The 23,819-nt window shown below is 43.5% G+C and carries 23 protein-coding genes; 5 read left to right on the top strand and 18 right to left on the bottom strand.

From position 1 onward, the window contains the following. Positions 1-84: 84 nt before the first annotated feature. The 6 genes from ACS72_RS07355 to glnK all read right to left on the bottom strand — a co-directional run bounded on the left by ACS72_RS07355 (position 85) and on the right by glnK (position 5,560). Entirely contained in the window at positions 85-744 is a 660-nt protein-coding gene (locus ACS72_RS07355) for a riboflavin synthase (RefSeq protein ID WP_048881727.1), read from the bottom strand. Between the two features lie 21 nt (positions 745-765). Further along, on the bottom strand, positions 766-2,058 hold the full coding sequence (locus tag ACS72_RS07350) for a DNA adenine methylase (protein WP_004810163.1): 1,293 nt from the start codon (positions 2,056-2,058) through the stop codon (positions 766-768). Continuing rightward, positions 2,055-3,143: a bifunctional diaminohydroxyphosphoribosylaminopyrimidine deaminase/5-amino-6-(5-phosphoribosylamino)uracil reductase RibD gene (gene ribD / locus ACS72_RS07345; protein ID WP_048881726.1), complete on the bottom strand. Its 1,089-nt coding sequence runs from the start codon at positions 3,141-3,143 to the stop codon at positions 2,055-2,057. The genes ACS72_RS07350 and ribD overlap by 4 nt, the downstream gene beginning before the upstream one ends. A gap of 2 nt (positions 3,144-3,145) precedes the next feature. After that, on the bottom strand, positions 3,146-3,613 hold the full coding sequence (gene nrdR, locus ACS72_RS07340) for a transcriptional regulator NrdR (RefSeq protein ID WP_004810168.1): 468 nt from the start codon (positions 3,611-3,613) through the stop codon (positions 3,146-3,148). 139 nt (positions 3,614-3,752) lie between these two features. Beyond that, positions 3,753-5,162, bottom strand: coding sequence for an ammonium transporter (locus ACS72_RS07335; protein WP_004810169.1), 1,410 nt, complete (start codon positions 5,160-5,162; stop codon positions 3,753-3,755). A gap of 59 nt (positions 5,163-5,221) precedes the next feature. Continuing rightward, positions 5,222-5,560: a P-II family nitrogen regulator gene (glnK, locus tag ACS72_RS07330; protein ID WP_004281042.1), complete on the bottom strand. Its 339-nt coding sequence runs from the start codon at positions 5,558-5,560 to the stop codon at positions 5,222-5,224. Between the two features lie 276 nt (positions 5,561-5,836). Between glnK and ACS72_RS07325 the strand changes: the two genes are divergently transcribed. Further along, positions 5,837-6,064 carry an accessory factor UbiK family protein gene (locus tag ACS72_RS07325; protein WP_004810171.1) on the top strand — a complete coding sequence of 76 codons (228 nt, stop codon included), beginning with the start codon at positions 5,837-5,839 and terminating at the stop codon, positions 6,062-6,064. Positions 6,065-6,127: 63 nt separating this feature from the next. Then, positions 6,128-7,615: a YifB family Mg chelatase-like AAA ATPase gene (locus tag ACS72_RS07320; RefSeq protein ID WP_048881725.1), complete on the top strand. Its 1,488-nt coding sequence runs from the start codon at positions 6,128-6,130 to the stop codon at positions 7,613-7,615. A 59-nt stretch (positions 7,616-7,674) separates the two neighbouring features. Here the strand turns inward: ACS72_RS07320 and ACS72_RS07315 are convergent, their stop codons facing one another. The 3 genes from ACS72_RS07315 to ACS72_RS07305 form a co-directional block, all read right to left on the bottom strand. After that, on the bottom strand, positions 7,675-8,454 hold the full coding sequence (locus ACS72_RS07315) for a TorF family putative porin (RefSeq protein ID WP_048881724.1): 780 nt from the start codon (positions 8,452-8,454) through the stop codon (positions 7,675-7,677). Between the two features lie 372 nt (positions 8,455-8,826). Then, positions 8,827-9,021, bottom strand: a complete 195-nt coding sequence (locus tag ACS72_RS18680; RefSeq protein ID WP_249888264.1) for a hypothetical protein — start codon at positions 9,019-9,021, stop codon at positions 8,827-8,829. Between the two features lie 252 nt (positions 9,022-9,273). Next, positions 9,274-9,603: a TorF family putative porin gene (locus ACS72_RS07305; protein ID WP_283936048.1), complete on the bottom strand. Its 330-nt coding sequence runs from the start codon at positions 9,601-9,603 to the stop codon at positions 9,274-9,276. Positions 9,604-10,097: 494 nt separating this feature from the next. Here ACS72_RS07305 and ACS72_RS07300 point away from each other — a divergent pair, with 494 nt between their 5' ends. Next, complete coding sequence (locus ACS72_RS07300; protein WP_004810184.1) at positions 10,098-11,423, top strand: OprD family outer membrane porin; 1,326 nt, start codon at positions 10,098-10,100, stop codon at positions 11,421-11,423. A 99-nt stretch (positions 11,424-11,522) separates the two neighbouring features. Here the strand turns inward: ACS72_RS07300 and ppa are convergent, their stop codons facing one another. Both ppa and ACS72_RS07290 read right to left on the bottom strand, forming a co-directional pair. Further along, on the bottom strand, positions 11,523-12,059 hold the full coding sequence (ppa, locus tag ACS72_RS07295) for an inorganic diphosphatase (RefSeq protein ID WP_004281037.1): 537 nt from the start codon (positions 12,057-12,059) through the stop codon (positions 11,523-11,525). Positions 12,060-12,179: 120 nt separating this feature from the next. After that, on the bottom strand, positions 12,180-12,578 hold the full coding sequence (locus ACS72_RS07290; RefSeq protein ID WP_048881723.1) for an MAPEG family protein: 399 nt from the start codon (positions 12,576-12,578) through the stop codon (positions 12,180-12,182). Positions 12,579-12,677: 99 nt separating this feature from the next. Here ACS72_RS07290 and ACS72_RS07285 point away from each other — a divergent pair, with 99 nt between their 5' ends. Further along, the gene (locus tag ACS72_RS07285) at positions 12,678-13,070 is read left to right on the top strand and encodes a hypothetical protein (RefSeq protein WP_048881722.1); all 393 of its coding nucleotides are present in this window, start codon (positions 12,678-12,680) and stop codon (positions 13,068-13,070) included. 57 nt (positions 13,071-13,127) lie between these two features. Here ACS72_RS07285 and ACS72_RS07280 read toward each other — a convergent pair whose 3' ends face one another. From ACS72_RS07280 to ACS72_RS07255, 6 genes are all read right to left on the bottom strand, one after another. Beyond that, complete coding sequence (locus ACS72_RS07280) at positions 13,128-14,804, bottom strand: AMP-binding protein (RefSeq protein WP_008305159.1); 1,677 nt, start codon at positions 14,802-14,804, stop codon at positions 13,128-13,130. A gap of 149 nt (positions 14,805-14,953) precedes the next feature. Continuing rightward, positions 14,954-17,173, bottom strand: a complete 2,220-nt coding sequence (parC, locus tag ACS72_RS07275; RefSeq protein WP_048881721.1) for a DNA topoisomerase IV subunit A — start codon at positions 17,171-17,173, stop codon at positions 14,954-14,956. 165 nt (positions 17,174-17,338) lie between these two features. Next, the gene (locus tag ACS72_RS07270) at positions 17,339-18,658 is read right to left on the bottom strand and encodes an MFS transporter (RefSeq protein WP_034592555.1); all 1,320 of its coding nucleotides are present in this window, start codon (positions 18,656-18,658) and stop codon (positions 17,339-17,341) included. Between the two features lie 125 nt (positions 18,659-18,783). Beyond that, positions 18,784-19,428: a trimeric intracellular cation channel family protein gene (locus ACS72_RS07265; RefSeq protein ID WP_008305156.1), complete on the bottom strand. Its 645-nt coding sequence runs from the start codon at positions 19,426-19,428 to the stop codon at positions 18,784-18,786. A 61-nt stretch (positions 19,429-19,489) separates the two neighbouring features. After that, positions 19,490-19,966: a YchJ family protein gene (locus tag ACS72_RS07260; protein WP_048881720.1), complete on the bottom strand. Its 477-nt coding sequence runs from the start codon at positions 19,964-19,966 to the stop codon at positions 19,490-19,492. A 72-nt stretch (positions 19,967-20,038) separates the two neighbouring features. Beyond that, a complete protein-coding gene (locus ACS72_RS07255; protein ID WP_004810201.1) occupies positions 20,039-21,619 on the bottom strand; it encodes a TerC family protein in 1,581 nt (526 codons plus the stop codon). Positions 21,620-21,939: 320 nt separating this feature from the next. Here ACS72_RS07255 and ACS72_RS07250 point away from each other — a divergent pair, with 320 nt between their 5' ends. Continuing rightward, positions 21,940-22,557, top strand: a complete 618-nt coding sequence (locus ACS72_RS07250; protein ID WP_008305153.1) for a TIGR00730 family Rossman fold protein — start codon at positions 21,940-21,942, stop codon at positions 22,555-22,557. A 57-nt stretch (positions 22,558-22,614) separates the two neighbouring features. On the opposite strand, the gene ACS72_RS07245 is transcribed toward ACS72_RS07250, so the two are convergent. Then, a complete protein-coding gene (locus ACS72_RS07245) occupies positions 22,615-23,589 on the bottom strand; it encodes a hypothetical protein (protein ID WP_048881719.1) in 975 nt (324 codons plus the stop codon). Positions 23,590-23,819: the final 230 nt, after the last annotated feature.

The following is a 23,819-nucleotide window of genomic DNA, read 5'->3' as shown; positions in this document are numbered from 1 at the left end:
CTTAAAGTGAAGTCAGGATTATCCCGAAAAATAAAAAAACAGTCTAATTTTTCAATTAGACTGTTGAGTATTTAGGCAGTTTGGTTATTTTAAAAAGCCATTTTCAGCTAAAAAATCCATACTGATTTTCGACTGTGGTGTGGTTTCAGCTGCCTTGTCACCTAGCAACAAACGCTCGATATAACGTGCTAGCACATCGACTTCCAGATTGACTTTGGTCCCGACTTTCCAGGTGCCAATATTGGTTCGTTCAGCGGTATGCGGAATCAGGTTTAAACTGAGAATATTGCCACGCAGATGGTTAATCGTCAGGCTGATACCATCTACTGTGACTGAACCTTTCTCTGCCAGATACTTGGCAATTTCAGCAGGTGCTGTCACTTCAAAATAGATGGAACGGGCATCGGAACGCACTACCGTGATTTCGCCCACCGCATCGACGTGACCAGAAACAATATGCCCGCCAAAGCGTGTGGTTGGCAGCATGGCTTTTTCAACATTTACAGGTTGACCCGCTTTCCAGTTACCGAGTGTGGTTCGATTTAAACTTTCTCGAGACACGTCTGCCGCATACCAGTTGTCGCCCCAGTCAATTACAGTCAGGCAAATGCCATTGGTGGCAATTGAATCGCCCAGATGGACATCGGTCATATCCAGATCAGTCTGAATACGTAAGCGTACATCACCGCCGACATTTTGCAGGCTTTCGACCTTACCGAGGCTTTCAATAATACCTGTAAACATTTTCTATTCCTTTTTATGCTTTTACCAGAGAGCTAGCTGCGTACTCACACTGGTCGTATCGACACCACCCAGTTCTGCATAATGGTGTAACTGACCCAACAATTGACGGATCGGTGGCCCAGACTTGGCATGCGTGTCGGTAATCACAATAAATTCCAGTACACGTGCACGCTCGGACTGGCGCTGTTTGCTGACACGGTAACGTGGCACATCTTGAGTTAGCAAGGTCACACGGCCACGTTTCAGATTGGCCTGCAACAGATCTGTCGCACTAATATTACCATCGGTTGAATAACTGGTCAGAATAAAACGTGCGTTGATAGTTGCCAACAAGGTTTCATAGGCTTCCTTGGCATGCTTGGACGAGTTGTACTGACTTGGGCGCTCTTTACGCCAAGCACGGTCAATCCCGCTCTTAAAGCCTTTGGTATCGGGTGTCGGTAGATCAACCTGATCCCAGAGGGTTAAAGCATTCAACACATGATAGTTACTGCTATAGGCATGCTGGTTATACGGTGGATCCAGATAAGCCACATCCACTTCAAATCCACTCATCTGATTGGCCAGATGCTGGGCATCGACACACCACATTTCAGCTGCAGGACCTTTATGCTTGTTATCCTCACAGAAACGGCTTGGTGTTAACCAAAGCAGCGATTCAATGCGTTCCAGCGCGGTCTGGGTTTTACCGCCCCAGCCATGATGGAAGCTCTTAAATACGCCTGAAGTATTGCTGACGAAGCTGGCTGAATATAGAAGTGGCGCCAATAAAGCACTCATTTCCACATCATCAATTGCGCCTTGGGCTTGCCAGGTGGCAATCTGCTGGCGTATCGCATCAATACGCATACCATTACGGCGTTTGAAGAATAAACGGTCACGGGTCGGATCATAAATTTCATCATTGCGTGGACACAGGTTATGTGTCACCCAGCCTTTGACTTCTGGTAAACGGTTCAGATAATCAATCGCTTTTTGATAGCCACCGAGCTCTTTAAAGGCAGGTGCTTCGGTACAAGCTAAAACTGCATGATTGAGTGCATGACTATAGGGTTCCCAGTCATTGGCAATCACCCGATAGCCATTCTGACGGGCCAGACGTGAAACCACCCCCGAACCTGCAAAAAAATCGGCAAAAATCGGCGCACGGCCATCTTCACGTTTTAGGGTTCCCGTGCTCTCAAGTGCTTCCAGAATTAAGTGTAGTAAACGGCGTTTGTTCCCCAGATAAGGAACCAGCTGATGGAAAAGATATTCATCTGTGGTACGTGCCGCATGGCGACGTTTGTGGTAAACCGTAGACTCTGAATTCATAGTGTCTCTTGAGAAGGAATTAACCTGAAGCGCACGTCATCACCCAAACGGGTCACGTCCTGCAATTTGAATCGAAGTTGTTCTGCCATTTGGCTGAATTCTGCATTAAACATACTACGCGCAGTTTGCCCTAATAGAGTCGGTGCAACATAACTGATGAGTTCATCCACCAGTTTTTCCTGTAAAAATGCGCTAGATAAAGTCGCTCCTGCCTCAACCAGCACGTCATAAATCTGATGCTGCTGAACCAGGTACTGTAATAATTCTTTTAAAGGCTGAATCTCAAGCTGGATCACACCGAGATCCGCCAGTTCCTGACGATAAGGTCCCATCACCATCACCGTTTCTGGTTGTTCCAAAATCTTGGCAGTGAGTGGCAAACGACCTTGGCGATCCAGAATAATCCGTTTTGGCTGAACAATCCTGCTGATGTCATCAACGCCTTTCAGGCTACGGACATTGAGCTGGCAATCATCGGCCAATACTGTTTCAATCCCGGTAATTACCCCACCAGAAATCGCACGCCAGTGCTGGACATCTTGCCGAGCCTCTATACCAGTAATCCATTTCGATTCACCCGAAGCCATGGCTGTACGACCATCTAAACTCGATGCAATTTTCACACGTACATAAGGCATCCCAGTCGCCATGGCTTTCAGAAAGCCATCATTCAGTGGATGTGCTTCATCTTCACAGATGCCCACTTCAACGTCGATACCAGCATCTTTCAGGATCTGTACACCTTTTCCGGCGACCAGTGGATTTGGATCTGGACAAGCCACGATGACTTTAGCTACGCCGGCTTCGACCAGGCCTTTGGCACAAGGCGGGGTCCGCCCATAATGCGCACAGGGTTCCAAAGTCACATAAGCGGTTGCACCATGGGCCTGCTCGCCGGCCTCACGCATTGCAAAGACTTCAGCATGTGGCTGACCTGCTTTGGGATGAAAACCTTCGCCCACTACTACGCCATCTTTAACTATGACACAGCCAACGTTTGGATTCGGTTTGGTGGAATACTGGCCCTGACGTGCCAGTTCGATGGCACGGTGCATCCAGATTTGATCTTGAGTTATTTCAATCATGCTTATTCTTGTAATTCGCCGCGTTGCTGCATCTGTTCGATCTGACGACGAAAGGCTTCGACATCCTGAAAGTCCTGATACACCGAAGCAAAACGTACATAAGCAACATGATCGAGGGCAAACAAAGACTGCATCACGATTTCACCAATAGTGCGTGACTTGACATCACGTTCACCGAGACGGCGAATCTGCAATTGGATATCGCTAAGCACCGTTTCAATCTGTTCCTGTGTCACAGGACGTTTTTGCAAGGCATGCATAAGAGAACGGCGTAATTTGGCTTCATCAAAGGGTTCATTCTTGCCATCAGACTTGATGACCCGCGGCATTACCACTTCATAACTTTCAAAGGTGGTAAAGCGTTCATTACAACTGACACATTCACGACGACGGCGAATCTGGCAACCTTCGGCGGCCAGGCGTGAATCGATCACTTTACTGTCTGGTGTATTGCAAAATGGGCAATGCATAGCGGTTTAATTGAACAAATCCTGATGATTTCCGAGTGTAGCAAAAATTCTGAACTTTGTAGAGTTTTACGCAATATATAGAAAAAAAACAGCCCTGACGGGCTGTTTCACACAATATATTGATTATTGTTTTAGCAGATTATTCGACACGTTCGCCGTGTTGGCTCAAATCCAGACCCATGCGCTCATCATCAGAAGAAACACGGATACCAATGATCAGATCGATCACTTTCAGGATAATAAAGGTCAAGATTGCAGAGTAAGCGATTGTTGCCAGTACCCCTTCAATTTGTACCCATAATTGATGCATTACATTGGTTGGTGCACCGTCACCCATGATAAATTCGCTGGCAAAGAATGCAGTCAGAATCGCACCGACAATACCACCTACACCATGCAGACCAAAAGCATCTAGAGAGTCATCAGCCTTAAGCATACGTTTCAGTGCAGTAATACCCCAGAAACATACTACACCACCGATGAGACCCATCGCTAAAGCACCACCTACAGTCACGAAACCAGCTGCTGGAGTAATCACTACCAGACCTGCAACCGCACCCGATGCACCACCTAATACAGATGCTTTACCACGTGCAATTTTTTCAGTAATTAACCAAGAGATCGTTGCTGCTGCTGCTGCCACTTGTGTAACCACGAGTGCATAACCTGCTGAACCGTTTGCACCCAATGCTGAACCACCGTTGAAACCGAACCAGCCCACCCATAGTAAGCTTGCACCGACTACAGTAAGCGTCAGATTGTGTGGTGCCATAGATTCGCGTCCTAGCCCCATGCGCGAACCCAGCATGTAGGCCGCAACCAGACCTGCAACACCTGAGTTAATGTGTACGACTGTACCACCAGCGAAGTCCAGTGCACCGTCACTGCCTAACCAGCCGCCGCCCCATACCCAGTGAGTAATTGGCGCATAAACCAGAATCACCCAAAGTGTGATGAATGCGATGAAAGCACCAAACTTCATACGTTCAGCAATAGAACCGCTAATGATGGCAACCGTAATAATCGCAAAAGTCATTTGGAAAATGACAAACAGGATTTCAGGAATGGTGCCTGACAGCGCTTCAGTCGTAATACCGGACAGCATAAATTTATCTAGGCTACCGATAAAGGCATTCCCTTCACCGAATGCCAGAGTATAACCAATCACGACCCAGACAATGCTGACTACTGCAGCTGCTACAAAGCTATGTGCCATAGTACTCAGTACGTTTTTCTTACGTACCATACCACCATAGAACAGGGCTAAACCTGGAATGGTCATGAGTAGAACTAGGGCTGTTGACGTTAAAATCCAGGCAGAGTCACCTGTATCGAGTGTGGCTTCTTCTTCTGCAGCTGCCGCTTCTTCAACCGGCGCTGTTTCTACTGCTTCCACAGCAGTAACTTCTGTAATATCTGGAGTTGCAGTTGCATCAACTAAAGCAACTTCCTCGGTAGGAACGGCTGCTGATGCGGCTTCTTCAGCCCAGGCAACAGAACCGCCCAAAAGTGCGCTGGACAGACCCAACGCGAGTAGTATTTTTTTCATTCGTATCCCCCAACCAAGTTTTTGTGAGTTATTCGCTACTCAGCAAACTTTGTGCCAAATTAAACAGCGTCTGCACCTGTTTCACCTGTACGAATACGGATGACCTGTTCCAGATTTGTTACGAAAATTTTTCCGTCACCAATTTTGCCTGTGCTTGCTACACGCGTAATTGACTCGATTACCGCGTCAACCATTTCGTCGCTGATCGCGATTTCAATTTTGACTTTTGGTAAGAAATCAACAACGTATTCAGCGCCACGATAAAGTTCAGTATGGCCTTTCTGACGACCGAAGCCTTTGACTTCAGTCACAGTGATGCCTTGAACGCCAATTTCAGACAATGCTTCACGCACATCGTCTAATTTGAAAGGTTTTACAATTGCAGTTACGAGCTTCATGTTTGTTTTCCTTCGGCTTATTTCACCAGTAAGGTTTTATGTTCAAATTTCATGCCAAGATTTCTAAGGTCGGGGGAAATTAGAAAGCTCGACATGCGGTTTCCCTGAACATTATTTTATACTTATAAATCTTTTGAATCTTCAAATTTTAGTCATTTTTATGTGGTCTTTTATGATAATAATTATCGATTAATCCCATATTTTGTCTGAAATACTATAGTCTTGATTCCTGCGGTGTTAAACTGTGCGCTTATTTCCATCTCTATGGACCACACAATGATTGAAACTTTATTACAAGCAATCTTGCAGCAGATCGAAGAACCAAAAAAAGATCTGGAACATAATCTTCGGGCTTTATTAAACGAAGCAGTAAGTAAAATGGATCTGGTTTCAAAAGAGGAAATTGAACGTCAGCGTACAGCCTTAAATCAGGCCAATCAGCGTTTAAATGAGTTGCTCAAACAAGTTGAATCACTTGAAGAAAAGATATCGAACAAAAAATAAGCACCAGTGAAGTGCATAAAAGACAAATAATGAACAATAATAACGCACTAAAATGGAACAATAATGTCTTTTGCTAAAATCCATACCCGGGGATTGCTGGGACTGCATGCCCCTTTAATAGAAGTTGAAGTTCATGTCAGTCAGGGCATGCCCTCCTTAACTATTGTTGGACTGCCCGAAGCGGCGGTTCGGGAAAGTAAGGATCGGGTTCGTTCTGCTATTTTGAATAGTGGCTACCAGTTCCCGACCAAACGCTTAACTATTAACCTGGCTCCTGCTGACCTGCCCAAAGACGGTTCACGTTTAGATCTGCCAATTGCTTTAGGGATTCTGATGGCATCGGGGCAATTACCTGAAAACTGTACTGATGGAATGGAATTCATCGGTGAACTTGCTTTAGATGGTCAACTCCGTCCCATCACTGGTACGCTTAGTATTGCGATTGCCTGTCAACAATCGCAGCATGAACTGATTCTACCTAAGGAAAATGCTCAGGAAGCCTGTCAGTTACCTGATTTTCGGGTATTTGCCGCTGCTCATCTAAAAGAAGTTTGTGATCATTTAAATAGACTCGCACCTTTAGTCCAGATGCAGGCCCGACCACAGGTGAATCACTCAGATTCTCGCTTTGATTTAGCCGATGTCAAAGGCCAGCTGCGCCCAAGACGGGCTTTGGAAATTGCTGCTGCAGGTGGACATTCTTTATTATTTAGAGGACCTCCTGGAACCGGTAAAACTTTACTGGCTTCTCGGCTAGCCAGTATCTTGCCGCCTCTCAATACTAAAGAAAATCTTGAAGTCGCCAGTATTTATTCTATTGCCAATAATAGTCATACTTTTGGACAACGTCCTTTCCGCGCGCCACATCATACCGCGTCTGCAGTTGCCCTAGTCGGTGGAGGATCGCATCCTAAACCAGGTGAAATTACGCTGGCACATCTAGGTGTGTTATTTCTCGACGAACTGCCGGAATTTGACAGGAAAGTCCTTGAAGTATTACGTCAACCTTTGGAATCTAAGGAAATTGTAATTTCGCGTGCCTCTCGACAAATTACTTTCCCAGCTAACTTTCAGCTGGTTGCAGCGATGAATCCCTGCCCTTGTGGTTATGCTTTTAATCAGGATATTCGCTGCCAGTGTTCTCCAGAAATGATCAAGCGTTATCAGAACCGGATTTCTGGGCCATTACTGGATCGGATTGACCTGCATATCGATGTGCCTCCTCTGCAAGCTCATGAATTACAATCTACACAACCGGTAGAAGATTCTGCAACCGTTAGGGAGCGTGTGATAACTGCCTACGAACTGCAAATACAAAGACAGAAAAAGCTGAATATGGCATTAAACCCAAAAGAATTAGAGCAATTTGCGCCACTAAATGCTCAGACCAGTAAAATGTTTGAACTTGCCCAGCAGAAGCTAAATCTGTCAGCCCGTGCTTATCACCGGGTATTACGAGTAGCACGAAGCATAGCTGATTTAGCTGAGAATTCAGAAATTCAGCCTCAGCATTTATCGGAAGCTTTATCTTATCGAGGTCAGCAAAGCTAAGCTATTAGACAATAAAAATAAAAAAAGGCGACATTTGTCGCCTTTTTTCTATTAAACAATTAGAAGCTGTAACCTAGACCTAGGACAACCTTATTTTTTTGTTTTACATCATTACGGTCATAGCCACCTAAAATATAGTTCATGCTTGCAGTCACGCCAGTATCAGCAAGTGCTTTACTCAAACCGATATCAAAGTGGCGGAAACTAAATGTATCAGCAGCTTCAATTGGTCCATTCTTATCATATAGATATAAACCAAGTGCTGTATCTAAACTAAAATCTTTAGGTAAAGCATAGCTATAAGATGCTTTTAGATAAGTATCACCTGCATTACCCCAATCAAGATCTTCAAGTAATGTTTGCGCAGTGATACCTAAATCTTTATAGGTCAAACCCAACATGGTTTCAAAACCGTTTGATCCAGAATTACCAATATCATAGTAATAATAGTACGTTAAACCTGCTGTATAACCCCAGTCATCATTGATTGAACCACTATAGCCTGCATAGAAATCATTTTCGAAAGCATTAGTGACTTCCCCTGTTTCAACTTCTACTAATTCACCTGCTGCATTTTCAAAAAGATCTGTACCCGCAGAATATCTTAAAGTTGATCCCCACCATCCAGCATAAAAACCTGAAGCATGGTTATAATCTATACCACCATTAATTGTGGCATCTTTATTTTCAGGTGTATTTGTAATACCACGCAAGTTATAGCTCGATAACACACCGATATTGCCAGATACTGAGTGCGGAGATGTAGGCTCATCTGCAAAAGTAAAACTGGATGCTGAAGCTACTGCTGCAACTGCTAAAGCTTTTAAAGTGAATTTCATTGTTAGATTCCCCCAACCGTCCGCAGACGTTTTTAGTTGTGTTTTTAAACTCAACTTAGGCTTTGCAATAGCTATGCCAACCCATAAAAAGGAAAATCCAAATTAGCTATAAAAGTTTTTTTATTTATATAAATATTTGATTTTAATCACATATATTAAAAATTAAAATTTAAATTGTTTTAGGTTAAAAGATAAAATCAAGAAAAAACTGAAAAATAAACTACTTGCGCTATTCCCCTGCCTGTCTAAATATTCACTTACAACTTGCTACTTTTTGAAGCTATATTTTATATAGATAAATTTTTATGCATAAAAAAGGTGCATAATATTTAATCAATATGACATACCTTGCAATCCCTGTTTCAGCAAAACCTAGAAATTAAAGTTTGTACCTACGACAATATGATTATCAAAATCCATTTCATCACAACCTTTGCCGCCATAGACATAGTCCAGACTTAATTCAATTCGTTCTGCGACTGTTTTACTTAGTCCAATCTGTGTTTCATTAAAACTAAAGCTTTCTGTGGTCTGAATCAGTTGATCATCACGGCTAGCATTATACAAAGAAGCACCTACTGACGTATTCAGGTTAAAGTTTTGCAGCTATGGATAGATATAAGCTGCACTGAGATAAACATCTTCTGCATTTGCATAGTTAACATCTGTCAACATGACACCTAAACCTAAGCTCAGGTCTTTATAAAACACATCATTCAGTATCTCAAAACCAGTAGTACGACGCTGATCTGGACCATCTTCGCTATAGACTGTCCCACCACTTTGATAGTAATAAGATACGATCTGAGACTTGTAGCTTCAGCTCTCATTCAGCGCTCGGCCATAACCAATATAAAAGTCATGCTCAAAACCATGATCCTGATTTGCATCAGAAGAATCATAATTTAAGGTTGAGCCCCAATAGCACAGAAATATCCCGCTGTTATATGCATATTCCAGTCCAAACTGTACCGATGGATCATCACTTTTCTCACCACCACGATAAATATATTTGTTCACGACACCAATAATTGCACTAAGTTCACCCCTAGATAGATTTTGGGTATCTTCAGCAAAAGTATCTGAAGTCATGCTAACAAGCAGCACAAGCAAACCGAGTTTCGGCAGCTGAGAAATATACGTTCTCATTTACCACGTTTAAATAAAGGGGGCAAGAATATGAAAAACGTGAATAATAAAGTTTTACCAAAAGGTTTAAAAATGAAAATGGATGACTGTGAACTATTCTAAATAGTGAATTGCAGCATAAAGGAAGAATTTAAAGTGTTGTTAGAATGGAAAAAACAACTTATAGAATCTTTTAAGCAGTTTTAACCTTACATAACATCAAATTAAAAAAAATCAATATGAGCTCTGAAACACACTCTTCATTATTAAAAATATTACATTATAAAAACTTTATTTTTATCTTATTGTTTTCAATATTAATTTTACCTTATGGAAAAAAATAATACTAAAAACTATAGCGTGATTGTGAATAATAGGTTAAAAAAACTCAACTTTAGTTTAAAGAATGTCATAAAAACGATATTTTTTATCAGATTAATTATACAATTTGGTTAATTTCTGCGTGTGCTTTAAGCAGATGCAGTACAAAAAAACATATATGAGGCTCTCTCCCCATGTTAAACGCAAAGAAACTTACATTAGCAGTGTTGGTACAAGCTGCTCTGATCTCTACAGCTTATGCAAGCGAACAAAGTGAAGCAAAAGGCTTTGTAGAAGATGCTGAAGGCACAGTTCTATTCCGTACGGGTTACTTAAGCCGTGATAAAAAAAATGGTGTTGATGATACAAGCTCTGCAGCTCAAACAGCAATAATTAATCTAGATTCTGGCTTTACCAAAGGTATTGTTGGTTTTGGTGCAGGTATCATTGGTGATGCTTCATTTAAACTCGGTAAAAATGGGCATACTGGTAACCAAATGATCCCAACGCATAGTCAAGATAATGCCGATGGAACTAAAGATGCCTATGATCATTGGGCACGTGGAGGTGCTTATGTCAAAGCACGCGTATCAAACACAACGGCTAAATATGGTACGCAAGTATCTGAAATTCCAGTAATTGCAAGTAATACTGCTCGTTTAACCCCTGAGTACTACACTGGTCTTTATATTGAAAGTAACGAAATTAAAGACTTGACGTTAATCGGTGGTAAATTCACTAAAAATCAATGGTCTAATGATATCAGCTCAGACCAACAAAATTTGGACAGTGCTATTTTCTGGGGCGCGAAATACAAGTTTAACGACCAAGTTAATGCCTCTTATTATGGGGTAGACGTTAAAGATAAATTAGATCGTCACTATGGGAATGTAAATTACAGCTTTCCTACAGCAAATGGTGCGACCGTAACTTTAGAGGCAATGGGTTACAATACTAAATGGAAAGTTGGAGCAGCAACCACTGATCCACGCAGTGCAACTGAAGAATTGACTAACTCAATTTGGGGTGTATCTGCAAGCTATAACAGAGATGCACACAATTTGATGCTTGCATACCAAGATAATGCGGGCAACATAGGTTACGACTATGCTTACAACGCAGATGGTCTACAAAGCATTTATGTACCAAACTCATACTTATCCGACTTTAAGGGTAACGATGAAAAATCTGTTGGCTTACAGTACAACTATAATTTTAAAAACCATGGTCTTCCAGGTCTAAACTGGACAACAGCATTCGTTTATGGTTGGGATATTGATGTAGCCGAAATAAATAATCCAGCACAAATTATCGACCAAGCTGAAGAACATGAATTCTTTAACCAAGTGAAATATACGGTTCAATCTGGTGCATTCAAAGATGCAAACTTACGCTTACGTCACTCATACTTGCGCGCAAGTGATACTTACAATAATGCTTCTGGCAACTATGTAAGTAATGCTATCAGCTCAACAAATGAATGGCGTATCTGGTTAGACATCCCGGTGAAATTATTCTAATGTCCTGACGATGCTTTAAATCAAAAAAACCTGCACATTGTGCAGGTTTTTTTATTTAAGCTTTAAAAGTTTAAAGACTTAAATGGAAAAGCAAAGCAATTATTTGTTTGCTTCTGCATAAGCAGCAATTGAGTCTAGTACTTCTTGTTTCGCAACATCTGCACCTTCCCAACCACTTAACTTAACCCATTTACCTGGTTCCAAGTCTTTGTAGTGCTGGAAGAAGTGTTCGATCTGGCTGATCAATAATGGAGGAAGATCAGTATATTCCTGAACATCTTTATAGATCGGTGTCAATTTGTCGTGTGGAACTGCAACCAGTTTCGCATCAACACCACCGTCATCTTCCATGTTCAGTTTGCCCACAGGACGGCAGCGAATAACAGAACCCGGCTCTACTGGGTGTGGTGTCACAACCAATACGTCTAGAGGGTCACCATCTAGAGATAAAGTGTTTGGAACATAACCATAGTTTGCTGGGTAGAACATTGCTGTACCCATGAAACGGTCTACAAATAGCGCATCAGAATCTTTGTCGATTTCGTATTTGATTGGTGCTGCGTTTGCAGGAATTTCAATAATTACATAGATGTCATTTGGTGCATCTTTACCCGCTGGGATATTGCTGTAGCTCATAGCATCACTCTTTAACAAGTTAAATCTTTTAAAAACCGCGACAATTATAACGGTTTTTGCAGATTTTTTTCGGTTTAAAAATATCGAACAATCAATCAGGCGCTTGATGACTGGACTGACCTAAATTAATTTGATGATCAGTAGCAATAACGCAATCGGACATAACATGGAAAGCAACCACATGATGGAACGCAATGTCGCCCAGTTTGCCAGATAGCAAATACCGTACAGCACCCGGAAAATCAGATAGCCAATACCAAAAGTCATAATCAGACTTTGCGGCATGACCAGATATTCAGCCATCAGGACAGCTGCAATAAACAGCGGCAAGCTTTCAAAACTGTTCTGCTGAACAGCATTAGCACGTTTTGCAACACCGGTAGACTGTTCTAAAAAATCACGCGGATTCTGGTTATCTTTAGCCTTAAAGCCTCCAGCTTTTTTAGCAACCATGGTAAACACATAAGGTAGCAGACAAGCCGCTAAAATGAGATAAATGATCCCACTAATGCTCTGCATCTGATTTTTCTCATGAAAATTTTATCTGTATCATAGCATGGCATTTCGTGAATAAATTTTGTTAAATAGGGTGTTTTAGCAACCATATAAGGATTCACGATGGTCAGTCCCGATCAAAAAGAAATGTTGGATGTCCTGGAACGCCAGCGTCAACATCAGCTGCAAGTGGATCGCGTCCTGAAAATTGTATTGCCGATCGTAGCATTTTTACTCAGTGTCATCGCTGCCAATATGAATATCTGGTCAGCTCTGTTCACCTTTGTGATGTTATGGATTGCCTTTTATGCAGTGGGCATCAAGCGCTATACCCTATGGCATTGGCTGACGATTGTTTTAGTATATTGCCTGATTGATAATGTGCTCAGCTATGGCGAGTTCTACCGCCCTGGCTTCAACCGTCACTTCATTAGCCTGTTTATCTTCGTCGGGATTGTAGGCGTGGGTCGTCGCTACTTCGACCGCTGGTGGATGGAAAAGAATAAATCTGCCTAACTTTAAAAAGATTCCATAAAAAAAGCGCCTATCAAAGGCGCTTTTTTTACACAGCTTTTAAGCTGTTTTGCGTAGATCTTTACGCAGGATTTTACCTACGTTAGATTTTGGCAATTCATCCAGGAATTCTACATAGCGCGGACGCTTGTAACCTGTCAGATTTTCTTTTGCGAATGCCAGAACTTCTTCAGTTGTTAAAGAGGGATCTTTTTTCACCACGAATAGTTTAGGCACTTCACCTGATTTTTCATCTGGTACACCAATGGCAGCCACTTCCAGCACTTTTGGATGTTTCGCAACGATTTCTTCAATCTCTGAAGGATAAACGTTGAAACCAGATACCAGAATCATGTCTTTTTTACGGTCTACAATCTTCACATAACCACGATCGTTCATCACACCGATATCACCGGTACGGAAGTAACCATTAATCATGACTTTGTCAGTTTCATCCTGACGGTTCCAGTAACCCTTCATCACCTGAGGACCACGGATCGAAATCTCGCCCTGCTCGCCCAATGGTACTTCATTGCCATCGTCATCTAAAATTGCAACTTCAGTCAACGGCAATGGAATACCAATGGTGCCGCTAAATTCTTCAGATGCAGGCGGGTTTGCAGTTGCAACCGGAGAAGTTTCTGATAAACCATAACCTTCGATGATATTAGTGCCTGTAACTTTCTTCCATGCTTCTGCAGTAGAAGGCAGCACCGCCATACCACCACCCATCGCCATTTTCAGACGACTGTGATCCAGCTGTTTGAAGTCTTCATTATTGATCAATGCATTGAATAAAGTATTCACTGCCGGGAAGAACGTTGGCTGGTATTTACGTAATTCTTTAATTACCGCAGGCAGATCACGCGGATTTGGAATCAGAACATTGGCTTGACCTTTATACATACCGTACAGTGCACACACCATGAATGCAAAGATATGGTACAACGGTAGAGCACAGAAAATACGGTCATCTGGCTGGCCATCTTGTGCACCGAATTTGCTCTGGAAAATACCATCACATTGCAGCATGTTTGCAACCAGGTTGCGATGTGTCAGTTCAGCACCTTTAGAAACACCTGTCGTACCACCAGTATATTGCAGTACAGCAGTATCACTTAAAGTCAGTTCAGGACGTTTATAGTTCGTTGGGCTGACTTTGTTCAGCGCAGCATTGAACTTGATGTGACCTGGAATATCCCATGCTGGAATCTGTTTACGTACAGAACGTAGCACAAAATTAACTAGCGTACCTTTAAGTGCACCCAGCATATCACCTACAGAAGCAACAACGACGTGCTTCACTGGTGTTTTGCCAATAATTGCTTGATATACAGAAGCGAAGTTTTCAATGATCACCAGTACTTCTGTACCAGAGTCATTTAACTGATGTTCAAGTTCACGTGAAGTATAAAGTGGATTTACATTGACCAATACCAGACCAGCACGGAATACGCCCAATGCCACGACCGGATATTGCAACACGTTTGGCATCATCACTGCCACGCGTGTACCTTTTGCAAGCCCCAAGCTCTGTAAATATGTTGCAAATTTACGACTAGCTTCTTCCAGCTCGTTAAACGTCATTACTTTATCCATAAAGATAAAGGCATCACGTGAGCCAAACTTCTGGAAATTACGCTCAAAAATATCAACTAATGAAGTGTTTTCTGGTGGCAGTTCTACAGTGCGTGGAATCCCTGTTTTCTCGTATTCAGCGAACCAAATCTTTTCCATAATGCCATTCTCTCCAATCATAATCCTTAGAATCTCAACTGTTTTTTTCAATATTGCGCTAATTTTTTAACTTGTTTATGCGCAATAATGCATCCATCTTGTCGAATCGTTGTTCATATATAACGTATTTCGATTGATGGATGCTAGTCTTATCTTTGAATCAACAGTTTATTTGCTTTTTGATATCCGCGTGGTAAAAGCTGTCCTTTCGAACCGCGTTTGCCGATGTACTTTTGCAGATCATCCCCTTTTAATTTTATTTGCTGTTGTCCTGCAAGCACTTGAATTATTTCATCTAAACGCAAGGCTGTCATGGACAAAATCTGATCTTTATCTTCAAGTTGTATCAATTTATTACCTTTGCCTTTATTCAACACAGGTAATTCAGTCAAATCAACAATTAATAGACGACCTGCAGAGCTGAGCAATGCCAGATGAGTTTTGTCTTCAAGTGGCTGCAGATTCATTGCCTGCGCACCTTCCGGCACAGTCAGGAATGCCTTGCCCGCCTTGGCATTGGTATCCAGCTGCTTGGCTTGGGTCTTGAAACCATAACCTTTGCTGCTGATTGCCAGGATTTCTGCCTCATCTTCGGCAACCAGAACCTGTTTAAAGCCGACGCCACTTGCAGGAGAAAGTTTTGAACTCAGTGGTTCACCTAATCCTCGCGCAGACGGCAGACTGTTGATGGCCAAGGCATAACTGCGCCCCGTATCATCCAGTACATAAACACGCTGATTAGATTTGCCTTGGGCATGACTCAAGTACTGATCCCCTGCACGGAAGTTCAGGTTTTCGGCATCCACTTCATGGCCTTTGGCACAGCGGATCCAGCCAGCTTCAGATAAGACCACGGTCACCGGATCAGCAGGCAGCATTTCAGTTTCATCAATTGCCGCAGCTTCGGCACGCTCTACGATTGGAGAACGGCGATCATCACCAAATTTCTTGGCATCATCTTTAAGTTCATTGATGATCAAATTCTTTAAAGATTCTGGATTGGCCAGTTGCTCACGGATTTCAGCTGCCTTGGCTTCTAACTCTTCCTGCTCACGGCGCATTTCCATTTCTTCAAGCTTGGCCAAATGGCGCAACTTGAGTTCTAAAATGGCTTCTGCCTGAATTTCATCAATACCGAATCGTTGCATCAGCACCGGTTTGGGCTGATCTTCTTCACGGATGATCTGAATCACTTCATCAATATTCAGGTAGGCAATGATCAGGCCACCCAAAATATGTAAGCGTTTCTCGATTTTATTCAAATGGAATTGCAGACGACGGGTCACGGTGGTCTTACGGATTTCAATCCATTCCAGCAAAATACGACGGATCGATTTCACCTGCGGGCGACCATCTGCACCAATCATATTCATATTGACGCGATAGCTGGATTCCAAATCGGTGGTTGCGAACAGATGACTCATTACCGATTCAGCATCGATACGATTTGAACGCAACACAATGACCAGACGCGTCGGATTTTCATGATCGGATTCATCACGTACATCTGTCACTAGAGGCAGTTTCTTTGCCTGCATCTGGTCTGCAATCTGGGTAATGATTTTGGAACCAGACACCTGATAGGGCAGTTCAGTAATCACGATCTCGTTTTTTTCAACCGTATATACGGCACGCATACGGTAACTACCACGACCTGTCATTTGCATTTTTAGCAATTCAGCCGGTGGAGTAATAATTTCTGCTTTGGTTGGTAAGTCCGGTCCCGGAATATATTCAGCTACTTTGACATCGGTCAGGTTCGGATTACGAATCAGTGCAATTGTACCTTTGACCACTTCACGCAGGTTATGTGGTGGAATATCGGTTGCCATACCTACAGCAATACCCGTGGTACCATTCAATAAGATGTTCGGTACGCGTGCCGGCAGATTGACTGGCTCTTTCATCGAACCGTCGAAGTTGTCCTGCCAATCACAGGTGCCTTGACCCAACTCAGAAAGCAATAATTCACTATATTGTGACAGTTTGGCTTCGGTATATCGCATCGCCGCGAAAGACTTTGGATCATCTGGTGAACCCCAGTTGCCCTGCCCCTCAATAAACGGATAACGGTAACTGAACGGCTGTGCCATCAGCACCATCGCTTCATAGCAGGCTGAGTCGCCATGTGGATGGTATTTGCCCAGTACATCACCCACAGTACGTGCAGATTTCTTTGGTTTGCTGGTCCACTTGAGCCCCAGCTCACTCATGGCATAAACAATACGGCGCTGTACCGGTTTCAGACCGTCACTGATGTGTGGCAGTGCACGATCCATGATGACGTACATGGCGTAGTTGAGGTAGGCCTGTTCGGTAAATTCTGCTACGGAACGGTTTTCTGTCGCATGATGCGCAAGGCTTGTCATAACAACCTATAATCCTAAAAATTTCGTTTTTGTATCAATGTTTCTTATGCTAAGTCGCACTGCCTGACTGCACAAGGGCAGTACAGTACACAGTGCGACAAATCGTGTCTTATGGCGTAAAAATATCCACTTTAAACGCCCTAAGCAACTAAAAAATCACTACCTTTATTGACTCAAGGATTCTAAAGTCCGACCTTTAGTTTCTTCACCCAGTACCAAGATCACCACAGCTACAGCAATCAGAACCACGGTAAACATGGTAAAGACATAGCTGAAGCCGCTCGGCATGACCATCAGATGGGTCACTGCAAATGGCGCAACAATACCACCAATCCGGCCGATTGCCCCTGCCCAGCCCGAACCAAAAGCACGGATATTGGTTGGGTACTGTTCTGGCGTATAGGTATAGAGCACACCCCAAGCACCGAGGTTAAAGAAGGACATCAGACAACCCCAGATCACGATTTCGGTAACACTGCCGGACTGACCAAAGAAATAGGCAGATACAGCACACATGCCAATAAAGCCGGCCAGTGTTGCCTTACGTCCAAGTTTTTCTACCAGCCATGCTGCAACCAGATAGCCTGGCAACTGCGCCAGAATCATGATCAGTACATATTCAAAAGACTGGACAATGGTATAGCCTTCCTTCACTAACAGACTTGGCAACCAGGTGAAAATACCATAGTAAGAGAAGATGATGCCGAACCAGATCAACCACAGCATTAAGGTACGGCGGGCAAATATGCCTGACCAGAGCTGAGCAAAAGAAATCGTCTGTTTTTCGGCCACAGGTTGAACCTGGAAGATTTCCAGTACCTCTACCCCACATTTGGCTTCAATCTTTTTCACCAAGGCATGCGCTTCATCGATACGGCCACGGTTGATCAGGAAGGGAATCGATTCCGGAACGAATTTCCAGATCACAATTGCATACAGTGCAGGAATACCACCGATTAAAAAGGCGGTATGCCAGTCAAATTTCGGAATCACAAAATAAGAAATCAAGGCTGCACAGAGCCAGCCCAATCCCCAGAAACTTTCCAGTAAAACAATAAAACGGCCACGTACCTGTGCCGGAATATATTCACTGACCAGCGTTACAGCAACCGGTAACTGACCACCCAACCCCAGGCCGACAATAAAGCGGAAGACCAGTAGCCAGGTCAGGTTCGGTGCAAAGGCACAAGCCGCGGTTGCCAGGCTATAGATCACCAGCGTTAAAGCGAATATGGTTTTGCGGCCATAACGGTCTGCCAGACCGCCAGAACAGATTGCCCCAATTGCCATCCCGATAAAACCGATTGAAACTACCCAGCTTTTCTGGTCAGGGGTCATCTGCCAGTCTTCTGCCATTTTGGCCAGAATGAAGGAAATCAGTCCGGTGTCCATGGCATCGAACATCCAGCCTAAACCAATCACGACCAGCAACATATAGTGAAACCTGCCTACAGGTAAGCGCTGAATCCGGGAAACTAGGTCCATAAGTAAATCTCTGATATGTGATTTGGGAGAAACTGCAGGGAAAGCAGAAGTGTTCATCCTATTTTTATACTACGATTGAATGCAGAAACGAGGCTATTTTGCCTCGCTCATCTGAAAATCGTGTTTTATGATTCATCCTTAGATGATGCGGATTGTTCATCATCATCTTTATAGATAAATTTCGGCATTTCCAGGCCAAAGTAAATGGCGATCAGGCGCAAGCTAAAACCGAAGATCAAGGTAGAAATGATGGTCAGCTCAAGCGACAGACCTGCGTGGCTACACAGCCAGTAGAAGATTACCGCAACGAAGGAAATACTGGCATACAGTTCACGACGGAACACCAGCGGCACATCATTACACAGAATGTCACGCAGAATACCGCCGGAGACACCCGTCAGGACACCAGCTACGGCACTGACCACAAAACCATGCCCCATTTCTAATGCGATCTGGCAACCGATAATGGTAAAACCGATGAGCCCCAAGGCATCCAGCACCAGGAAGATGTTACGTAAATGACGCATCCATTTGGCGATCAAAATGGTGACAAAAGCCGCACAGCAGGTCAGCACCAGATATTCAGGATGCTTGACCCAGGTCAGTGGATAGTGACCAAGCAGCACATCGCGAACCGAGCCACCTCCCAGTGCCGTGACACAGGCAATGATCACGACCCCAAACCAGTCCATGCTGCGCCGTCCAGCGGATAAAGCACCGGTCATCGCTTCTGCGGTAATGGCAATAATATAGATTACGGTCAACAACATCGCCCTGCTTCCACCTGAGGCTTTGAGATGGCGGCTATTCTAAGGCAAATCTATGTGAAAGTTACAAAAATTGCGCACAACATAGCTTAAATTTTTTCCCTGAACCACAAATACAGGCTTGCTTCATTGTAAATTGTTGATCTGTGGTCGGGTCGAGAAAATACCAGCAGCCTTCTACTTTGACGAAATGAGATGCTTCATGATGAATTTGTGCCTGTGTACCATCATGAAAATGTGCCTTGAACTCGACCAGTGCATGACATTTATCCAGTTTTTCATTGGCTTGCACGATTTCTAGTTTCAGCCATTGATTGGTCCTGCTCCACTCGGCAATTGCAGGCATATCTAAAAACCTTTGCTGTCCCAATGCGGTCGTTTGCTGGATATAGCCAATTTCCTGTTTGGCAAAGGCACTATAACGTGAACGCATCAACTGTTCGGCTGTCTGCGCAGTTCGCTTGCCTTGATGCAGTGGCTGACAACAGCTTTCATAAATGCCCAATCCACATGGACATGCTTGTGAAGTGGTAAGTTCCAAAAATGAATTCCAAAAAATAGCCCGACGATGCGGGCTATTTTAGCAAAATTCAGCGCATGCCTGAGGCAGAACTCAATTCTTGTTTTGTTCTTGCGGAATAATATGGACTTTTTCGATCTTATGGCCATCCATTGTCACGACTTCGAAGATATGACCATCGGCTTCGAACTTCTCACCATTTTCAGGCAAGCGGCCAAGGTGAAAGAGAATATAACCCGACAGCGTCGAATATTCTTCTGATTCATCCACCAGATCACGGCCAATCAGCAAGGATACATGACGAATGTCGGTTGAACCTTCCAGCAACAGACTACCGTCATGCAGACTTTCAGCTGCGGTTTCCATTTCATCTTCATCCGGGAATTCACCGGCAATGGCTTCAAGCACATCAATCGGTGTTGCAATCCCTTCGATCGAACCATACTCGTTCAGCACAATCGCCATTTGTAGCGGCGCCTGACGCAACTGGTCCATCACCATCAGTACCTGAGCATTTTCATGCACAATTACCGGTTCACGTAGATGTTTTTCGAAATCAAGTACACCCGTTTCGATATATTCGTTTAAAACTTTATGGGTCAGTACTACACCAGCAATATTGTCCAGCTCACCACGTGCCACGATCAGACGTGAATGACTCATCTGCAACAGATGGGCCTTAATGATAGCTTCATCTTCATCCAGATCAATCCATTCCAGTTCAGGACGTGGGGTCATCACCGACTTCACCGGACGTTCAGACAGGCCGAGTACGCCCTGCACCATCACACTGTGATAAACGCCATTTTCATCATCATTAAACACTTCGTCAGCAAAGGCACGCGTCGCCAGTACATCTACCGGCTCAGAAGCAGCATTATCCTGAGCAGGTTTACCACCGAGCATACGCATCACGGCTGAAGCAGTGCGATAACGCAGATCTGTAGTTGTCACCATTTTTTCCTGATTGCGTTTCATGGTCTGGTTAATAAATTCGACAATGACCGAAAAACCAATCGCTGCGTACAGGTAGCCTTTTGGAATATGGAAGCCGAAACCTTCAACCACCAGCGAGAAACCGATCATCATCAGGAAGCCGAGACAAAGAATGACCACAGTAGGATGACGATTCACAAAATCCATCAAGGCCTTGGAAGCCCACAGCATGATGCCGACGGCGATAATCACTGCAATCATCATTACCGACAGGTCTTTGACCATACCCACAGCAGTAATCACACTGTCGAGTGAGAATACGGCATCCAGTACCACGATCTGAACGATCACCATCCAGAACACGGCATGCACCGGATTTTCTTCTTTGACCACTGGCTTGGCTTCAAGGCGCTCATGTAATTCCATGGTACCTTTAAATAACAGGAATACCCCACCAAACAGCAGAATCAGGTCACGCCCGGAAAATGGATGATCAAAAATATAGAAGAACGGTTCAGTCAGCGTGACTACCCAGGCAATAGAAGCCAGCAGGATCAGACGCATGACCAAGGCCAGGGTCAAACCTACAATTCGGGCAGTATTACGTTGTTCTGGCGGCAGTTTTTCAGCAAGAATTGCAATAAAAACCAGGTTATCGATGCCCAGAACAATTTCCAGCACAATCAGAGTCAGCAGGCCAATCCAGGCAGAAGGATCTGACATCCATTCGAAAATCATTGCATTCTCTCCTGTAAATCAGTGGAAAGACATGCAATTCTGCTGCGTAGCGCGGAACTATGTCCAATTTTATTTAAACACTTGATATGGTGACGTTTTATCTGGTTAAAACGCCAACTTCGACTACCCATGTGATTTCTATTGTAGTAAGACAGATTTTCAGTATAGCAAGTTCAAAATGAAATTTACCAGTTTTCATGCTTTGGTTTAAGCTTACTGACTCTTGACTTTAAGATTGGCAAGAATGATGCATAGAATTGTCATATTTTTAATATATGTTGTAGTAACAAAATTAAAAAATGATAAGGTGAAAGAGAGACATGACTAGCGTAATTAAAATGACTGAACATAAAAACAAATCTCCCCGCACTACCCGCCCGCTCGTTGCCCTATATTGTGGTTCACGTGCTGGCAATAATCCTATTTATCAGGAAAAAGCTATTCAGCTTGTACAGAGTCTGGCACAGCAAGGTTTTGGTCTGGTCTACGGCGGTGCCAGCATCGGCCTGATGGGTCAGGTCGCTGATGCCATGATTGAACATGGCGGTGAAGCAGTAGGTGTGATTCCCGAGTTTATGCTGGATTATGAAATCGCGCATAGCAAGCTGACTGAACTGCATATTGTGCAGTCTATGCATGAACGCAAAGCGTTAATGGCAGAACGTGCCTGTGCCTTCGTTGCTCTGCCAGGTGGACTAGGCACCTTTGAGGAAATTCTGGAAATTGCGACTTGGGGACAGTTGAACCAGCACCAGAAACCAATGATGCTATACAACGTGAATAACTTTTATGATCCACTCATTGCGCAGCTGGATCATGCCGTGAATGAAGGCTTCCTGCCACCCCAGCATCGTGCCAAACTAATTGTCTGCGAACATTCTGCACATATCTTTAATGCCCTGAAAAATCTGGATAGTCCAAAACAGTTTGCAATTTAAATGCTGATCTAAAAAATAAAAAAGCGAGCCGAAGCTCGCTTTTTTATTTTTTAACTCTTAAGAACCCAAGTTAGTCACCAGGTTATAGAACCAAGGTAGTGTCGTCGCCAAAATCACAGACATTGCTAAACCAAACATTAACTTCATTGCATCTTTGCTGACGTTCCGTGAAGTACGGTGTTTGCTCACACCATTGACGATCATCGAGATCGCAAACTCACGACCGGCCAATAGACCCAAGAACACCCATGTGGTACTCATTGGGATGTTGCTCCACTCTTTGAAGATCAACAAGATAATGGCATAGATAAAGTCAACAATGGTTGCTGCACGAACATCGGTTACATCGGTTTTGGTATCGACGATCTTCTGGATTGCACCACCACGTTGGTACAGAATCACACCCAGCAAGACCACGAATACCGCAATCGCAAACATCAGGAATTCAAATGGAACCTGACGTGGCACATACACAAAGATATTGGCTAAGTCCTGGATCAACCATTGGCTCCACAAGAAACCGGTTGATAACCATTGTAAGATCATCCATTTGGTCGAATGCTCTTGGTCTTTGGTTTGGTTAAAGTACACCGTCATTTTGTTGGCAACAAAACGGTAAATCACCAAAGCTGAGATGAAGGCTACAGCATAACCCATCATCGATTTCACCATCATCGAACCTAAGCTCGCTGGAGAGAAAATGGTGAGCACCAAGAATGTAGTACTGACTGGAATACCATATTTGGTTAATAACAAGAGTAGAATTGGCGGTACAATATACAGCCAGGTAATCCCACCCTCAGGGAATGGAATCGTTTCGAGACGGCCATAAGAGGCATCTCCTACCCCTGATGCATACCAGCCATAGACCAAAACCACCACAAGGATGACGCTGATATAAATCCACAGCAGCCACCAAGGTCGATGTGAATTTGATGAGATAAAGGTTCCCAATGTCTGAGGCACATCATTGCCGACAATGGAGTAGGCTGCTAGACAGAAGCCGATAACCATCAAGATTTCGATAGACATAAAACATACCTGCTGAGGGAGATCAGCATTACTGTAAGATGTGGCCAAGATTATGACGTTTTTATTGCAGTTTCATGACAGAAACGTCATATATTCTTGTAACACTAGCCAGTTTCAAGACATTTATTACTTTTCAGCAAGCAGTTGCTATTTCTGCAAAATCCTACTTAGACAACTGATATTAATCAGTTTTCATGGTTCTATTTCATGTCATGAATACCAGAATAAGA

The sequence above is a fragment of the Acinetobacter sp. VT 511 genome, assembly GCF_001077515.1.
GTDB classification, from domain to species: domain Bacteria; phylum Pseudomonadota; class Gammaproteobacteria; order Pseudomonadales; family Moraxellaceae; genus Acinetobacter; species Acinetobacter schindleri.
Note: the sequence above shows the minus strand (reverse complement) of the source record. Positions and strands in the feature narration are given on the sequence as shown.

What these genes read in the sequence shown, in the direction of transcription:
- ACS72_RS07270 (WP_034592555.1), bottom strand. Translation starts at nt 18,658, where the DNA reads ATGGACCTAGTTTCCCGGATTCAGCGCTTACCTGTAGGCAGGTTTCAC.
- ACS72_RS07315 (WP_048881724.1), bottom strand. Translation starts at nt 8,454, where the DNA reads ATGAAATTCACTTTAAAAGCTTTAGCAGTTGCAGCAGTAGCTTCAGCA.
- ACS72_RS07285 (WP_048881722.1), top strand. Translation starts at nt 12,678, where the DNA reads ATGGTCAGTCCCGATCAAAAAGAAATGTTGGATGTCCTGGAACGCCAG.
- ACS72_RS07290 (WP_048881723.1), bottom strand. Translation starts at nt 12,578, where the DNA reads ATGCAGAGCATTAGTGGGATCATTTATCTCATTTTAGCGGCTTGTCTG.
- parC (WP_048881721.1), bottom strand. Translation starts at nt 17,173, where the DNA reads ATGACAAGCCTTGCGCATCATGCGACAGAAAACCGTTCCGTAGCAGAA.
- ACS72_RS07335 (WP_004810169.1), bottom strand. Translation starts at nt 5,162, where the DNA reads ATGAAAAAAATACTACTCGCGTTGGGTCTGTCCAGCGCACTTTTGGGC.
- glnK (WP_004281042.1), bottom strand. Translation starts at nt 5,560, where the DNA reads ATGAAGCTCGTAACTGCAATTGTAAAACCTTTCAAATTAGACGATGTG.
- ribD (WP_048881726.1), bottom strand. Translation starts at nt 3,143, where the DNA reads ATGATTGAAATAACTCAAGATCAAATCTGGATGCACCGTGCCATCGAA.
- ACS72_RS07350 (WP_004810163.1), bottom strand. Translation starts at nt 2,058, where the DNA reads ATGAATTCAGAGTCTACGGTTTACCACAAACGTCGCCATGCGGCACGT.
- nrdR (WP_004810168.1), bottom strand. Translation starts at nt 3,613, where the DNA reads ATGCATTGCCCATTTTGCAATACACCAGACAGTAAAGTGATCGATTCA.
- ACS72_RS07255 (WP_004810201.1), bottom strand. Translation starts at nt 21,619, where the DNA reads ATGATTTTCGAATGGATGTCAGATCCTTCTGCCTGGATTGGCCTGCTG.
- ACS72_RS07305 (WP_283936048.1), bottom strand. Translation starts at nt 9,603, where the DNA reads ATGAGAACGTATATTTCTCAGCTGCCGAAACTCGGTTTGCTTGTGCTG.
- ACS72_RS07320 (WP_048881725.1), top strand. Translation starts at nt 6,128, where the DNA reads ATGTCTTTTGCTAAAATCCATACCCGGGGATTGCTGGGACTGCATGCC.
- ACS72_RS07300 (WP_004810184.1), top strand. Translation starts at nt 10,098, where the DNA reads ATGTTAAACGCAAAGAAACTTACATTAGCAGTGTTGGTACAAGCTGCT.
- ACS72_RS07250 (WP_008305153.1), top strand. Translation starts at nt 21,940, where the DNA reads ATGACTAGCGTAATTAAAATGACTGAACATAAAAACAAATCTCCCCGC.
- ACS72_RS07325 (WP_004810171.1), top strand. Translation starts at nt 5,837, where the DNA reads ATGATTGAAACTTTATTACAAGCAATCTTGCAGCAGATCGAAGAACCA.
- ppa (WP_004281037.1), bottom strand. Translation starts at nt 12,059, where the DNA reads ATGAGCTACAGCAATATCCCAGCGGGTAAAGATGCACCAAATGACATC.
- ACS72_RS07355 (WP_048881727.1), bottom strand. Translation starts at nt 744, where the DNA reads ATGTTTACAGGTATTATTGAAAGCCTCGGTAAGGTCGAAAGCCTGCAA.
- ACS72_RS07245 (WP_048881719.1), bottom strand. Translation starts at nt 23,589, where the DNA reads ATGTCTATCGAAATCTTGATGGTTATCGGCTTCTGTCTAGCAGCCTAC.
- ACS72_RS07265 (WP_008305156.1), bottom strand. Translation starts at nt 19,428, where the DNA reads ATGTTGTTGACCGTAATCTATATTATTGCCATTACCGCAGAAGCGATG.
- ACS72_RS07280 (WP_008305159.1), bottom strand. Translation starts at nt 14,804, where the DNA reads ATGGAAAAGATTTGGTTCGCTGAATACGAGAAAACAGGGATTCCACGC.